Origin of the sequence: Micromonospora sp. NPDC048935, assembly GCF_043197875.1 — a bacterium.
In the GTDB taxonomy this organism is placed as follows: domain Bacteria; phylum Actinomycetota; class Actinomycetes; order Mycobacteriales; family Micromonosporaceae; genus Micromonospora.
The window spans coordinates 314,171-328,279 of record NZ_JBICTZ010000003.1; the positions used below are offsets into that span (position 1 = coordinate 314,171).

At 71.7% G+C, this 14,109-nt stretch carries 11 protein-coding genes; 7 read left to right on the forward strand and 4 right to left on the reverse strand.

From position 1 onward, the window contains the following. Positions 1-32: 32 nt before the first annotated feature. The 4 genes from ACGFIW_RS12080 to ACGFIW_RS12095 all read right to left on the reverse strand — a co-directional run bounded on the left by ACGFIW_RS12080 (position 33) and on the right by ACGFIW_RS12095 (position 3,695). Positions 33-644, reverse strand: a complete 612-nt coding sequence (locus tag ACGFIW_RS12080; protein ID WP_393313464.1) for a PadR family transcriptional regulator — start codon at positions 642-644, stop codon at positions 33-35. Continuing rightward, positions 641-1,465, reverse strand: coding sequence for a DUF4097 domain-containing protein (locus tag ACGFIW_RS12085; RefSeq protein ID WP_393313466.1), 825 nt, complete (start codon positions 1,463-1,465; stop codon positions 641-643). The genes ACGFIW_RS12080 and ACGFIW_RS12085 overlap by 4 nt, the downstream gene beginning before the upstream one ends. A 407-nt stretch (positions 1,466-1,872) precedes the next feature. Next, positions 1,873-2,829, reverse strand: coding sequence for a lysophospholipid acyltransferase family protein (locus ACGFIW_RS12090; protein WP_393313469.1), 957 nt, complete (start codon positions 2,827-2,829; stop codon positions 1,873-1,875). Then, a complete protein-coding gene (locus ACGFIW_RS12095; protein ID WP_393313472.1) occupies positions 2,826-3,695 on the reverse strand; it encodes a GNAT family N-acetyltransferase in 870 nt (289 codons plus the stop codon). The genes ACGFIW_RS12090 and ACGFIW_RS12095 overlap by 4 nt, the downstream gene beginning before the upstream one ends. Positions 3,696-3,845: 150 nt before the next feature. On the opposite strand from ACGFIW_RS12095, the gene ACGFIW_RS12100 reads away from it, so the two are divergent. The 7 genes from ACGFIW_RS12100 (at position 3,846) to ACGFIW_RS12130 (ending at position 14,075) form a co-directional block, all read left to right on the forward strand. After that, complete coding sequence (locus ACGFIW_RS12100) at positions 3,846-4,493, forward strand: hypothetical protein (protein ID WP_393313475.1); 648 nt, start codon at positions 3,846-3,848, stop codon at positions 4,491-4,493. 143 nt (positions 4,494-4,636) lie between these two features. After that, on the forward strand, positions 4,637-5,572 hold the full coding sequence (locus tag ACGFIW_RS12105; RefSeq protein WP_393313478.1) for an ABC transporter ATP-binding protein: 936 nt from the start codon (positions 4,637-4,639) through the stop codon (positions 5,570-5,572). Continuing rightward, on the forward strand, positions 5,569-6,381 hold the full coding sequence (locus ACGFIW_RS12110) for an ABC transporter permease (RefSeq protein WP_393313481.1): 813 nt from the start codon (positions 5,569-5,571) through the stop codon (positions 6,379-6,381). The genes ACGFIW_RS12105 and ACGFIW_RS12110 overlap by 4 nt, the downstream gene beginning before the upstream one ends. Positions 6,382-6,658: 277 nt before the next feature. After that, positions 6,659-10,405: a multifunctional oxoglutarate decarboxylase/oxoglutarate dehydrogenase thiamine pyrophosphate-binding subunit/dihydrolipoyllysine-residue succinyltransferase subunit gene (locus ACGFIW_RS12115; RefSeq protein ID WP_393313484.1), complete on the forward strand. Its 3,747-nt coding sequence runs from the start codon at positions 6,659-6,661 to the stop codon at positions 10,403-10,405. Positions 10,406-10,551: 146 nt separating this feature from the next. Beyond that, positions 10,552-10,737 carry a DUF6104 family protein gene (locus ACGFIW_RS12120; protein ID WP_030490374.1) on the forward strand — a complete coding sequence of 62 codons (186 nt, stop codon included), beginning with the start codon at positions 10,552-10,554 and terminating at the stop codon, positions 10,735-10,737. A 156-nt stretch (positions 10,738-10,893) separates the two neighbouring features. After that, entirely contained in the window at positions 10,894-12,963 is a 2,070-nt protein-coding gene (gene pta, locus ACGFIW_RS12125) for a phosphate acetyltransferase (protein ID WP_393313487.1), read from the forward strand. After that, the gene (locus ACGFIW_RS12130) at positions 12,960-14,075 is read left to right on the forward strand and encodes an acetate/propionate family kinase (RefSeq protein WP_393313490.1); all 1,116 of its coding nucleotides are present in this window, start codon (positions 12,960-12,962) and stop codon (positions 14,073-14,075) included. Before pta ends, ACGFIW_RS12130 begins: the two co-directional genes overlap by 4 nt. Positions 14,076-14,109 lie beyond the last annotated feature (34 nt).

Below are 14,109 nucleotides of genomic sequence, written 5' to 3' on the forward strand. Positions count from 1 at the left end.
CCCTGTGAGTCGTCACGGTACGGCGAACGTACTCAGCGCAGCAGGCGGCGCAGCCCGTCCAGGGCGCCGTCGAGCAACCGGATCGCGGTGCGTAACTGGGTGTCGGTGAACTGCCGGGCGCGCATCAGTCGGCCCACCTCGGCGCTGAACGCGGTGAGCCGCTGGTCGAGCTCGTCGAGCAGCTCGGCTCGTGGCCCGGCGGTCGACGCCGGCCGGGGCGGCGGTGCCGGTGCGTCCCACCGGGTACGCCGGGTCTGCCGGGTGGCCTCGCTCAGCTCCCGCTTGAGGTCGCGAACCGAGCCGCGTACCTCGTTGCGGATCTCGCCGGCCAGGCTGGAGAGGTCGGCCACCGAGGCCGCGATGTCCGCTTCGAGCGCGGCCAACTCACCGGCCCGCTGGCGCAGCTCCGCACGACCCGCGTCGGTGATGTCGTACGTCTTGCGGCCACCGGCAGCGGTGTGGCTGACCAGCCCCTCGACCTCAAGGCGTTGCAGGCGGGGATAGATGGTGCCGGCACTGGGCGCGTAGAGCCCGAGGAAACGGTCCTCCAGCAGGCGGATCAGCTCGTAGCCGTGCTTCGGGCCGTCGTCGAGCAACTTGAGCAGGTAGAGCCGGAGCCGCCCGTGGCTGAACACGGCGGTCACGGCAGCTCCTCCCCGTCGTGGTCGACAGCTCGGGCGAGCAGGGCGATGCTCCCCGAGGTCGCGGAAGCCCAGAGCTTACCGTCGCCGGCGCCGAGCACACCCGCGCCGCTGGACGGCGGGAACGGCGAGGTGCGTACCTGTGGAAAGCCGCTGGTGATCCGCCCGGCGGCGGTCTGAAGCTCGACGGCCAGGTCGCTGTCCTCGCGGACCCGGACGGTGATGCTGCCCGAGATGGTGGTCAGCCGGATCTCGCTGCGCCGGGGATTGTCCAGGTCACAGGTGATGGCACCGGAGACGGTCTGCGCCCGCACCCGCTCGGCGGCGCTGTCGGCGATGATCACCTCGCCGGAGACCGTCTCCAGGGTGAGGTCACCGCGGACGCCGAGCGCCTCCACCGGGCCGGAGGTGATGTGCGCGCTGGTGGTGCCCCGCAGACCCATGAGGGTGATCTGGCCGGCGGTGACCTGGACCGTGGTCTGCTGGCGCAGGCCGGAGGCGACGAGCGAGCCCGCGACCAGGCCCAGGTCGGCGAGGACGTCGGCGGGCACGGCGACGGAGACGTCCACCTTCGGATAACGGTGGATCATGCGGAGCCACCGCAGGACGTCCGACCAGCTCCGGCCGCGTTCCTGGCGGATGCTGAGCCGCCCGTCGGAGTGCTCGATCAGGACCGGCCGACGGCCGACCTGGGTGACGTCGACCCGGGCGGGGCCGTCGGCGGCGACCACGTTGAGTCGTCCGCTCACCAGGCGGACGTCCAGGCGGTTGACCGGCCCGTCCAGGGTGAGCCGTCGCGGGCTCTCGACAGTCCATCCGGCCATGGCGCGTCCTCTCTCTCGACGGCGCGCCACGCGCGCCCGACGACCAGACAGTAACGCGATACATCGCGACAGCACAAGACAGGTCGCGAGTTGGCCGTGCCGCCGGGCGCGCGCCAAGAGCCGCGCACCTTCCGGATGCCAAGATCCGCGCACTTTCCCGGATGTTGCTGCCTCAGACGCGCGGGAGGCAGCAACATCACCGATGTTGCGCGGATCTTGCTCTGCGATCCCGCCCCCGCCGCCAAGATCGCGCTCGATCCTGGATGTGGTGGCATCCCAGCTCACCGAGGCCACTACGTCCTGGATCGAGCGCGATCTTGGGACGGCGCAGGCTGCCAGCGCGACGCAGGATCCCGACGCGACGCAGGATCCCGACGCGACGCAGGGCCCCGACGTGGCTGCCGTTCTCAGGCCGCCAGGTCCAGCTCGCCACCGACGGCTGGGGCCGCCGGCAGGGCCGCCGAGGCCGCAGGGGCCGCCGAGGTCGCCGTGGGCACCGGACGCAGCCGGGCCCGCGTCACCGCGCCCGCCGCGGGCAACAGGTGTACGGCCGACTCGGCGGCCCGGGCCAGCAACCGCCGGTCGGCGGCGCGGGCCGGGTGCAGAGCTGCGGTGATCGTCACCGACACCACAAGTTCCCGCACCGCGACCACCCGGGCCATCGATCGCAGCAGCGTGTCCGCGCCGAGGAAGGCGGCGACCGTGGTGGTCGTGCCGGTGGCCGCGCAACGGTAGGCGAGCCGCAGCGGCACCACCGGGCTGCCCGTGTCGATGGCCGCCTGGAACGTCGCGGGCCGGAACCCGCCGCCGGGGCGGCAGTCGGCGGCGCCGTCACCGGCACACCAGGTCGTACCCTCCGGAAAGACCGCCACCGACCGGCCGGCGCGCAGCGTGTCGGCGACCCGGCCGACCATGTTCGGCAGCGCCCGCGGCCGGGACCGGTCCACGAAGACCGTCCCCGCCGCCGCGGCCAGGAGGCCGACCACCGGCCAGGAGCGGATCTCCCGCTTCGCGACCATCCGGGTGGGCGCGACAGCCAACACCGCGATGACGTCCAGCCACGAGACGTGGTTGGCGACCAACAGCGCCCGTCGCCGGGGCAGCCGGCCCCGGGTCACCAGCCGGACGCCGAAGGCACGCGCGGTGGCCCGGGCCCAGCCGCGTACCGCCGCCTGCCGTTCCTGGGTGGGCAGCACGGGCAGCACCATCACCAGGCCGGCACCGGCCAGCAGCATGCCGGTCACGGCGACCAACCGGAGCACCCGACGGGCCACCGGCACCGTGGGCACCTCGCCGGCCGTCGGCAGACAGTCGTCGTCGCAACCCGACGAGGGCCGCCACAGGTCGTGCGGTACGGCGGTCACCGCTCTGCCCCGCCGAGGAAGTGCCGCAGGTAACGCGGATTCATCCGGTCCAGGCAGAAGAGCACGTAGAAGTCCGCGCACCCGAAGTCGGGGTCGTACGACGGCTCGCCGCAGATCCACGCGCCGAGCCGGAGGTAGCCACGCAGCAGCGGCGGCACCGCGACGCGCATGCCCGGCTCGGCGGCGCCAGAGGCAGCGGCGGCGGCCGGCGCGAGACCAGCGGCCGGCACAGGAGCAGCGGCCGGCGCGAGACCAGCGGCGGCCGGGGCGAGACCAGCGGGCGGGGCAAGGGCCGCGGCCGGGTTGGCGAACCAGGGTCGCAGCGGGCGGACCCGCAGCGGCGGCGGTGACAGGTGCCGGGCCTGCGCCTGGGCCCACACGCCGGCGACCGTCCGCCCGCCGTCGTCCACCGGTACCGAGGCGCAGCCGCCGAGCCAGCGGGAGCCCCGCAGGTGCAGGTACCGGGTGATGCCGGCCCACATCAGGTTGATCACCGCGCCGGAGCGGTGGTCCGGGTGCACACAGGACCGGCCCGCCTCGACGAGGTCGTCACGGAGCGGATCGAGCGCGCCGAGGTCGAACTCGTCCTCGGCGTACCGCCGGTTGGTGCGCCCCGGCGGCAGCAGCCGGTACGTGCCGACCACCTCGCCGGTGCTGTCCTCGCGGACGATCAGGTGGTCGCAGTACGCGTCGAAGGGGTCCACGTCCAGCCCGGCCGCGCCGGGGAGGAGGGTGGCGCCGAGTTCGGTGGCGAACACCTCGTGGCGCAGGCGTTGCGCGGCCGCGACCTGGGTGGGGTCGTCGGCGATCAGCAGGGTGTATCCGCTGGTCGTCAAGGGTGCGCCAGCGGCATGCAGAACGGCCATGGGATCTGTGTAGGTGCCCGGGTTGCCATTCACGGGGACCACCGGTGTCGGCAGGATGAACGCCGGCCGGCAGATGCGTCCCGCAGGTGGTCGTGCGAGGCTGCGCGACGAACCGGCGACGACGCCGACGTGCCCCACCGGAGGTCGACGATGCGCATCGAGTCCCGCTACAACGGGCCCGCCGGCTCCGGCAACGGCGGGTGGTGCGCGGGGGTGTTCGCCGCCGAGGCGGGCGGCACCGGCCCGATCGAGGTGACGCTGCGCCGGCCCCCGCCGCTGGAGACCGAGTTGACACTTGTCGGCGACGAGGTCCGTGACCCGGCCGGCGAGCTGGTGGCCGAGGTGCGCCCGGTCGGGGTGGTCGACGCCGTCGTACCCCCTGTCGACCTGGATACCGCGATGGCCGCGGCGACCCGCTATCCCGGCCTGGTCGAGCATCCGTTTCCGGGTTGTTATGTGTGCGGGCCGCAGCGGACCGACGGGTTGCGGATCTTTCCCGGTCGGCTGCCGGACGGGCGGACCGCCGCGCCGTTCCGGGCGCCCGAGCAGGTCCGCGCGGCCACGGTCTGGGCGGCGTTGGACTGCCCCGGCGGCTGGACGGTGCTCGCGCCCGGCCGCCCGTACCTGCTGGGTCGGATCGCCGCCGTGGTCACCGCGCTGCCGGGCCCGGGCGACGACTGCGTGGTGACCGGTGCGTTGCTCGGTGTCGATGGGCGCAAGGCGCTCGTGCACACCAGTCTGTACGGCCCGGACGGTGCACTGCTCGGCGCGGCCCGGGCGACCTGGATCGCCCGCTGAACCCCGCCCCGTCGTCCGCAGGGTGGACTCGCCTCCGCCCCGCGACGGAGGCGAACATACGGACCGCGCCTGATTGACCTTGTTGCCCCGGGCCGTCACGCTGTGCCACGGCGTACCTCGACGCCGTACACGGGAGGAGAACGATGACTGACGGGCAGCGAAGCCCCACCAGCGACGGTCAGATCGTGGTGTCCGGTCTGACGAAGCAGTACAAGAACGTGCGGGCGGTGAACAACCTGTCCTTCACCGTGGCACCGGGGCGGGTGACCGGCTTCCTCGGCCCGAACGGCGCTGGCAAGACCACCACTCTGCGCATGCTGCTGAACCTGGTCACGCCGACTGCCGGCACGGCCACCATCAGCGGCCACCGGTACGCCGATCTGTCGGACCCGCTGCGGCACGTCGGCGCGGTGCTGGAAGCCTCCAGCGCGCACAAGGGCCGCACCGGCATCAACCACCTGCGGGTCATCTGCGCGGCGGCCGGTCTGCCCCGGCAGCGGGCCGACGAGGCGCTGGCCCTGGTCGGGTTGACCCCGGCGGCGAAGCGCAAGTTCAAGGGCTACTCGCTGGGCATGAAGCAGCGGCTCGGCATCGCCGCCGCGATGCTCGGTGACCCCCGCGTGCTGATCCTCGACGAGCCCGCCAACGGGCTCGACCCGGAGGGCATCCGGTGGATGCGCGGGTTCCTCAAGAACCTCGCCGTCGAGGGCCGTACGGTGCTGGTCTCCAGCCACCTGCTGTCGGAGATGCAGTTGCTCGCCGACGACGTGGTGATCATCGCGGCCGGTCAGTTGGTCCGGCAGGGACCGGTCGAGCAGGTCCTCGGCTCGATGGCGCAGAGCGCCCGGGTGCGGGTCCGCACGCCGCAGGCCGAGGCGCTGATCGCGGCCCTCAAGGCGCAGTCGGCGACCGTCGACACCGACGAGCAGGGCGTGCTGCTGGTCGCCGGGGTGGACGCCCCGACGATCGGCCGGACCGCCCTGGCCGCCGGTGTCGAACTGCACGAACTGACCACCGAACGACCCGACCTGGAACGGGTCTTCCTGGAGCTGACGGCCGGAAAGGCGGGCATCCGATGAACCTGGTCCGAGCCGAACTGCTCAAGATCCGTACCACCAGCACCTGGTGGTGGCTGGCTCTCGGCGCGCTCCTCTCGATCGCCCTGGCGTTCGCGATCAACGCGTGGCTGCTCGTCACTGCGCTCGGTGGCGACGCCGACAACATCGGCGTCAGCGCCGAGCAGGCGACCGCGCCGGCGCAGGCGGCGAACCTCTACACCTCGGGCCAGTACCTCGGGCTGATGTTCGTGATGCTCATCGGCATCCTGATGGTCACCAACGAGTTCTTCCACCAGACCGCGACCACGACGTTCCTGACGACTCCCCGGCGTACCTCGGTCATCGTCGGCAAGCTCGTCGCCGCCAGCCTGCTCGGCTTCATGTTCTGGTTGGCGACCACGCTCATCGACCTGGCCGCCGGCTCGATCTTCCTGTCCCTGAACGACTACGGCACCCAGCTCGGTGAGTGGCCGGTGCAGCGGGCGCTGCTGTTCAACCTGCTCGCGTACGCCATCTGGACGATCCTCGGGGTGGGCATCGGCACGCTGATCACCAACCAGCTCGGAGCGGTGATCACGGCGGCGGTGCTCTACCTGATCGGTACGCAGGTGGTGGGTCTGCTGTTCCTGCTCCTGTCGAACCTGCTCGACAGCCAGGCGGTGCTCAAGTGGCAGGTGGTCTGGCCCGCGGTGGCGTCCCAGGTCATGATCACGGAGGGTACTTCGGAGTTCACCCCGTCCTGGTGGGTCGGTGCCCTGGTGCTGGTCGGCTACGCGCTGGTCACCGGGGTCGTCGGCGTCCTGATCACCCGACGGCGCGACATCGCCTGACGGCGGTCCCGACCCCGGGGGCGGTGGCGACTGTCCTGCCGCTCCGGGGTCGGTGCCCCGCCCTCGCGGGCGACCGTGCGTTACCAGTCCCTCACCAGTCGCGCAGCGGTTGCTGAACTTCTGGCATCTTCTGTGAAACCGGCCACGGGACCGAGGCTGAAATGCCTGCGGGATCGGTACGGCGTAGCCTGGGAGCCGTCCAGTCCGTGCTCCTAATCGGGCACGAGGGACACACCGCGTGCCACACAAACCCGCGTGAAAGAGGCGATTACCGGCCGTGTCGACCCAGCAGACTTCGCAGGAGAACCCACTGGCGGGTTTCGGCCCGAATGAGTGGATCGTCGAGGAGATGTACCAGCGGTACCTCGCCGACCCATCGAGCGTCGATTCGGCCTGGCACGACTTCTTCGCCGACTACCGGCCGGCGCCCGGCGCGGCCACGCCGAGCGGGGCCGAGACGTCGGGAAAGCCGGCCGCCGCTCCCGAGCCGGACGGGCAGCCGGAGGCAGCCGCCACGGTCAGCCAGCCGAGCGCCACGCCGCCGGCGACCGCGAGCAAGCCGACCGCCACGCAGTCGGCACCGACCAAGCCCGCCGCCGCGCCGGCCGCGCCCAAGGCCGCACCGGCGAAGGCCGCCCCGGCCAAGCCGGCCGCCGCGCCGAGCGCCGACGGCCCGCAGACCACGCCGTTGCGGGGCGTGGCGGCGAAGATCGTCCAGAACATGGACGCCTCGCTGAGCGTGCCCACCGCGACAAGCGTGCGCGCGGTCCCGGCCAAGCTGCTCGTCGACAACCGCATCGTGATCAACAACCACCTCGCCCGGGGGCGCGGTGGCAAGGTCAGCTTCACCCACCTGGTCGGGTACGCGCTGGTCCGGGCGCTGGTCCAGCACCCCGAGATGAACAACTCCTTCGCCGAGGCCAACGGCAAGCCGGCGATGGTCCGCCCGGCGCACGTCAACCTCGGCATCGCGATCGACCTGGCCAAGCCGGACGGCACCCGCAACCTGGTGGTCCCCTCCATCAAGGGCTGCGAGCAGATGGACTTCCGGCAGTTCTGGCAGGCGTACGAGGACGTGGTCCGGCGGGCGCGGCGCAACGAGCTGACCATGGAGGACTATTCCGGCACCACGATCTCGCTGACCAACCCGGGCGGCATCGGCACCGTGCACTCGATGCCGCGCCTGATGCAGGGGCAGAGCGCGATCATCGGCGTGGGCGCGATGGAATACCCGGCTCCCTACCAGGGCATGTCCGAGGCCACCCTCGCCGAGCTGGCCGTCAGCAAGATCATCACGCTGACCAGCACGTACGACCACCGGATCATCCAGGGCGCCCAGTCCGGCGAGTTCCTCAAGGTGATGCACGAGCTGATCCTCGGCGAGCACGCCTTCTACGACGAGATCTTCACCTCGCTGCGCATCCCGTACGAGCCGGTGCGGTGGATGCGCGACGTGGCGGTCAACTCCGAGGGTCAGATCAACAAGACCGCCCGGGTGCACGAGCTGATCCACGCGTACCGGGTGCGCGGTCACCTGATGGCCGACACCGACCCGCTGGAATTCAAGATCCGCAAGCACCCCGACCTGGACGTCCTCCAGCACGGGCTCACCCTGTGGGACCTGGACCGGGAGTTCCCGGTCAACGGCTTCGCCGGCCGACAGCGGATGAAGCTGCGCTCGATCCTGGGTGTGCTGCGGGACTCCTACTGCCGCCGGGTCGGCATCGAGTACATGCACATCCAGGACCCGGAGGAGCGGCGCTGGATCCAGGAACGGATCGAGCGCAAGTACGAGAAGCCGTCCGCCGACGAGCAGAAGCACGTGCTCAACCGGCTCAACGCCGCCGAGGCGTTCGAGACCTTCCTGCAGACCAAGTACGTGGGCCAGAAGCGCTTCTCGCTGGAGGGCGGTGAGTCGCTGATCCCGCTGCTCGGTGAGGTGCTGGAGTCCTCCGCCGAGAACGGCCTGGACGAGGTCGTCATCGGCATGGCGCACCGGGGTCGCCTCAACGTGCTGGCCAACATCGTCGGCAAGCCGTACGAGAAGATCTTCTCGGAGTTCGAGGGTCACCTGGACCCGCGCTCGACGCAGGGCTCCGGCGACGTGAAATACCACCTCGGCCAGAACGGCAAGTTCACCACCCCCGACGGCGCGCACGCGGTCAAGGTGTCGGTGGTGGCCAACCCGTCGCACCTGGAGGCCGTCGACCCGGTGCTGGAGGGCATCGTCCGGGCCAAGCAGGACCGGATCGACCTCAAGCTGGAGGGCTACACCGTGCTGCCGCTGGCGGTGCACGGTGACGCGGCGTTCGCCGGGCAGGGCGTGGTCGCCGAGACGCTCAACCTGTCGCAGTTGCGCGGCTACCGCACCGGCGGCACCGTGCACGTGGTGGTCAACAACCAGGTCGGCTTCACCACCGCCCCGGAATACAGCCGGTCCAGCCTCTACAGCACCGACGTGGCCCGGATGATCCAGGCGCCGATCTTCCACGTGAACGGCGACGACCCGGAGGCCGTGGTCCGGGTGGCCCGGCTGGCCTTCGAATACCGGCAGACGTTCAACAAGGACGTCGTGATCGACATGGTCTGCTACCGGCGGCGCGGGCACAACGAGGGCGACGACCCGTCGATGTCCAACCCCCAGATGTACAAGATCATTGACTCGAAGCGCTCGGTGCGCAAGCTCTACACCGAGGAGCTGATCGGCCGCGGCGACATCACCGTGGAGGACGCGGAGGAGCTGCTGCGCGACTACCAGGCGCAGTTGGAGAAGGTCTTCAAGGCCACCCGGGACGCCGCCTCGGCGCCCCGGCAGCTCAACCGGCCGCGCCGCGAGGAGGAGCCGGAGCCGCAGGTCGACACCGCCACCGACGCGTCAGTGGTCAAGGCCATCGGCGAGGCGCACGTCAACCTCCCGGAGGGCTTCACCCCGCACAAGCGGATCCAGCAACTGCTGGACCGGCGGGCCAAGATGTCCACCGAGGGCAACATCGACTGGGGCTTCGGCGAGATCATCGCGCTCGGGGCGCTGCTGCACGACGGGGTCACCGTCCGGCTGGCCGGGCAGGATTCGCGGCGCGGCACGTTCGTCCAGCGGCACGCCTCGGTGGTCGACTCCCGCACCGGCGACGACTACCTGCCGCTGAAGTCGCTCACCGGCGACGGCGAACGCTCCCGGTTCTTCGTGCACGACTCGCTGCTCAGCGAGTACGCGGCGATGGGCTTCGAGTACGGCTACTCGGTGGAGAACATCAACGCCCTCGTCGCCTGGGAGGCCCAGTTCGGCGACTTCGTCAACGGCGCCCAGTCGGTGATCGACGAGTTCATCTCGTCCGGTGAGGTGAAGTGGGGTCAGCGCTCCGCCATCACCCTGCTGCTGCCGCACGGCCACGAGGGCCAGGGCCCGGACCACACCTCCGGCCGGCCGGAGCGGTTCCTACAGATGTGCGCCGAGGACAACATGCGGGTGTCCATTCCGACGACCCCGGCGAACTACTTCCACCTGCTGCGCCGCCAGGCCCTGTCGCCCAAGCGCAAGCCACTCGTGGTGTTCACGCCGAAGTCGCTGCTGCGGCACAAGCTCTGCGTGTCCTCGGTGGAGGACTTCACCACCGGCACCTTCCAGCCGGTGCTGCGCGACCCGGCCGCCCCGGCACCGGAGGCGGTGAAGCGGGTGCTGCTCTGCTCCGGCAAGGTCTACTACGACCTGTTCCAGGCCCGGCAGGATCGCGGCGTCACCGACACCGCGATCCTCCGCATCGAGCAGCTGTACCCGCTGCCGGTGGAGGAGATCCGGGCCGCCCTCGCGCAGTTCCCGAACGCGGAGGACTTCGCCTGGGTGCAGGAGGAGCCGGCCAACCAGGGCGGCTGGTCGTTCGTCGCGCTCAACCTGCTGGAGCACCTGACCGACGTCCGGCTGCGGCGGATCTCCCGCCCGGCCGCGGCCGCCCCGGCGGTCGGCTCGGCCAAGACCCACGAGGTCGAGCAGAACGCGCTGATCGAGGCGGCTCTCCCCCGCCCGTGACCTGACCTGAGCACGTAATCCGGGGCAGGGCCGTTTCACAGCGGCCCTGCCCCGGCTCGCATCGGTCCCGCCCGGTCCACCCGCCGGCCGGTCGACCACCCATCAACCCGCCCGGCCCGCGCCGGGCCGAGCACGAGGACGTACCCATGTACTTCACCGACCGTGGCATCGAGGAGCTGGTCGAGCGCCGGGGCGAGGAGCAGGTGACCCTGGAGTGGCTGGGTGAGCGCCTGCGCGACTTCGTCGACCTCAACCCCGACTTCGAAACCCCCATCGAACGCCTGGCCACCTACCTGGCCCGCCTAGACGACCCCGACGACGAAGACGCCTAACCCCCCACCCCACCCCCCCGTCACGTTGATCATGAGGTTGGCCGCGCGTGTCGTCGGCGTGTCAGTCGACAACCTCATGATCACCGGGGCGAAGGGTGGGGCCGGCAGGGCCGGAGGGCCCGGGTGGTGGGCCTTGCGATCTTCTAGGGTGGGTGCGTGGCTCGCAGTGTGTATTTGACCAGCGTGGGGTCTGGTGGGGGCAAGTCGATGGTTGCCCTCGGGCTGGCGGAGTTGTTGTCCCGCCAGGTCGGGCAGATCGGCGTGTTCCGGCCGTTGGTCTCCGACGCCGGTCCGGACCCGATCCTCGCCCTGCTCAGTGAGCGTTACCGGGTCGAGCTGCCGCTGGCCGAGCTGGCCGGGGCGAGCTACTCCCAGGCCGCGGCGCTTGTCGCCGACGGCCGGCGCGAGGAGCTGATCTCCACGGTCGTCGAGCGGTACCGGGCGGTGGAGCGGCAGTGCCCGGCCGTGGTCGTGGTGGGCAGCGACTTCGACGACCCGGGCGACCCGGCCCATCCTCGGGAGTTGGCCTTCAACGCCCGGCTGGCCACCGAGTTCGGCAGCGTGGTGGTGCCCGTGGTGGACGGCTTCGAGCAGGAGCCGTCGGCGGTGGCGGCGGCCGTGCGCGGGGCGTACCACGATCTGGCCGACCTGGGCGCGACGGTGCTCGCGGTGATCGCCAACCGGGTCTCCGAGCCGATGACGCTGCCCGACCTGCCGGTCCCCGCGTACGCCATCCCGGAGGTGCCGAGCGTGTCGGCGCCGACGGTGGCCGAGGTGGCGGCGGCGCTCGGCGCCACCCTGCTGGCCGGGGACGACGCGGCGCTCGGTCGCGACGTCCTGGACTTCGTGGTCGGCGCGGCGCACGTGCCGACGCTGCTGGGCCACCTCACCGAGGGCGCCCTGGTGATCACCCCCGGAGACCGGGCCGACCTGCTGGTGGCCGCGAGTGCCGCGCACGTGGCCGGGCAGGTGTCGGTGGCCGGGCTGGTGCTCACCCTGGGCGTTCAGCCCGACCCCCGGGTCATGCGGCTGGTGGAGGGCCTGAACACCGGGCTGGCGGTGCTCTCGGTGCGCAGCGACAGCTACGACACCGTGGCCGCGTCCAGTCGGATCGAGGGCCGGCCCAGCACGGCGAACCCGCGCAAGGTGGAGGCGGCGCTCGGGGCGTTCGAACGCTGCGTGGACACCGACGACCTGGCCCGCCGGCTGCGGGTCAGCCGGTCGACGCGGGTGACCCCGCTGATGTTCGAGAACGAGCTGATCGACCGGGCCCGGTCGAAGCCGCGGCACCTGGTGCTGCCGGAGGGCGCCGACGAGCGGATCCTGCGCGCGGCGGAGATCCTGCTGCGCCGGGGAGTCGCCGAGCTGACCCTGCTCGGCCGGCCGGACGACATCGCCCGCCGCACCCGTGAGCTGGGCATCGACCTCGGTGACGCGAGCGTCGTCGATCCGGCCACCAGCGGCTGGCGCGACGACTTCGCCGCGGAGTACGCGCGGCTGCGCGCCCATCGGGGCGTCAGCGCCGAGTTGGCCTACGACATCGTGGCCCAGCCCAACTACTTCGGCACGCTGATGGTGGCGACCGGACGGGCCGACGGCATGGTCTCCGGCGCGACGCACACCACCGCCGCGACGATCCGACCGGCGTTCGAGGTCATCCGTACCGTGCCGAACGTGTCGGTGGCGTCCAGCGTCTTCTTCATGCTGCTCGCCGACCGGGTGCTGGTCTACGGCGACTGCGCGGTCAACCGCGACCCGGACGCGGCCCAGCTCGCCGACATCGCAATCTCGTCGGCCGACACCGCCGCCCGGTTCGGCATCGAACCCCGGGTGGCCATGCTGTCGTACTCCACCGGCAGCTCCGGCGCGGGCGCGGACGTGGAGAAGGTCGCCACGGCCACCGCCCTGGTCCGGGAGCGCCGGCCCGACCTGTTGGTGGAGGGGCCTATTCAGTACGACGCGGCGATCGACCCCGCGGTGGCGGCGACGAAGCTGCCCGGCAGCCCGGTCGCCGGTCAGGCCACGGTCTTCATCTTTCCGGACCTGAACACGGGCAACAACACGTACAAGGCGGTGCAGCGCTCGGCCGGGGCGGTCGCCGTCGGCCCGGTCATGCAGGGCCTGCGCCGGCCGGTGAACGACCTGTCCCGCGGCGCGACCGTTCCGGACATCGTGAACACGGTGGCGATCACCGCCATCCAGGCGGCAGCCGAGGAGGCGTCATGAGTCGGGTGCTGGTGCTCAACTGCGGGTCGTCGTCGGTGAAGTGGCGTCACTACGACGGGGACCGGACCCTGGCCCAGGGCACCGTCGAGCGGGTCGGTGAGCCCGGTGGCGGCCCGGCGGACCACGCCGGTGCGGTCCGGCAGATCCTGGACGGTCTGGACCTGACCGGGCTGACCGCGGTGGGGCACCGGGTGGTGCACGGCGGCCGGACGTTCACGGCCCCGACCCTCGTGGACGACGCGGTGCTGGCCGCAATCAAGGACCTGGTGCCGCTCGCCCCGCTGCACAACCCGGCCAACCTGGCCGGCATCGAGGTCGCCCGCGCGGCGCTGCCGGACGTCGCGCAGGTCGCCGTCTTCGACACCGCGTTCCACCACACCCTGCCGGAGGCCGCCGCGACGTACGCGATCGACCGGGACACCGCCGAGCGGTACGAGATCCGCCGGTACGGCTTCCACGGCACCTCGCACGCGTACGTGTCCCGGCGCACCGCCGACCTGCTCGGCCGTCCGTACGAGCAGGTCAACACGATCACCCTGCACCTGGGCAACGGGGCCAGCGCCTGCGCGGTGGCGCACGGTCGCAGCGTCGCCACCTCGATGGGCATGTCCCCGTTGCAGGGGCTGGTGATGGGCACCCGCAGCGGCGACGTGGACCCGACAGTGATCTTCCACCTGCGCCGGGAGGGTGGGCTGTCGGTGGACGACATCGACGACCTGCTCAACCACCGCAGCGGCCTGCTGGGGCTGACCGGCGCCAACGACATGCGCGAGGTGCTCGAACGCCGAGCGGCCGGTGACCGGGCGGCGGAGCTGGCCTTCGACGTGTACTGCCGGCGGATCACCGAGTACGTCGGGGCGTACTACGCGCTGCTCGGCCGGGTCGACGCGATCGCCTTCACCGCCGGGGTCGGCGAGCACGCCGCGCCCGTCCGGGCGGCCGCGCTGGCCGGTCTGGACCGGCTCGGTATCACCGTGGACGACGCCCGCAACGACGGCACGGGCGACCGGTTGATCTCTCCCGAGGGCGCCGAGGTGAGCGTCTGCGTCATCCGGACCGACGAGGAACGGGAGATCGCCCGACAGACCCGGGACGTGGTCGGGGCGGCCTGACGTCACGCAGGCGCGCACCCCCGGGAAGCCCGAG

What these genes read in the sequence shown, in the direction of transcription:
- ACGFIW_RS12105 (WP_393313478.1), top strand. Translation starts at nt 4,637, where the DNA reads ATGACTGACGGGCAGCGAAGCCCCACCAGCGACGGTCAGATCGTGGTG.
- ACGFIW_RS12100 (WP_393313475.1), top strand. Translation starts at nt 3,846, where the DNA reads ATGCGCATCGAGTCCCGCTACAACGGGCCCGCCGGCTCCGGCAACGGC.
- ACGFIW_RS12120 (WP_030490374.1), top strand. Translation starts at nt 10,552, where the DNA reads ATGTACTTCACCGACCGTGGCATCGAGGAGCTGGTCGAGCGCCGGGGC.
- ACGFIW_RS12085 (WP_393313466.1), bottom strand. Translation starts at nt 1,465, where the DNA reads ATGGCCGGATGGACTGTCGAGAGCCCGCGACGGCTCACCCTGGACGGG.
- ACGFIW_RS12095 (WP_393313472.1), bottom strand. Translation starts at nt 3,695, where the DNA reads ATGGCCGTTCTGCATGCCGCTGGCGCACCCTTGACGACCAGCGGATAC.
- ACGFIW_RS12130 (WP_393313490.1), top strand. Translation starts at nt 12,960, where the DNA reads ATGAGTCGGGTGCTGGTGCTCAACTGCGGGTCGTCGTCGGTGAAGTGG.
- ACGFIW_RS12110 (WP_393313481.1), top strand. Translation starts at nt 5,569, where the DNA reads ATGAACCTGGTCCGAGCCGAACTGCTCAAGATCCGTACCACCAGCACC.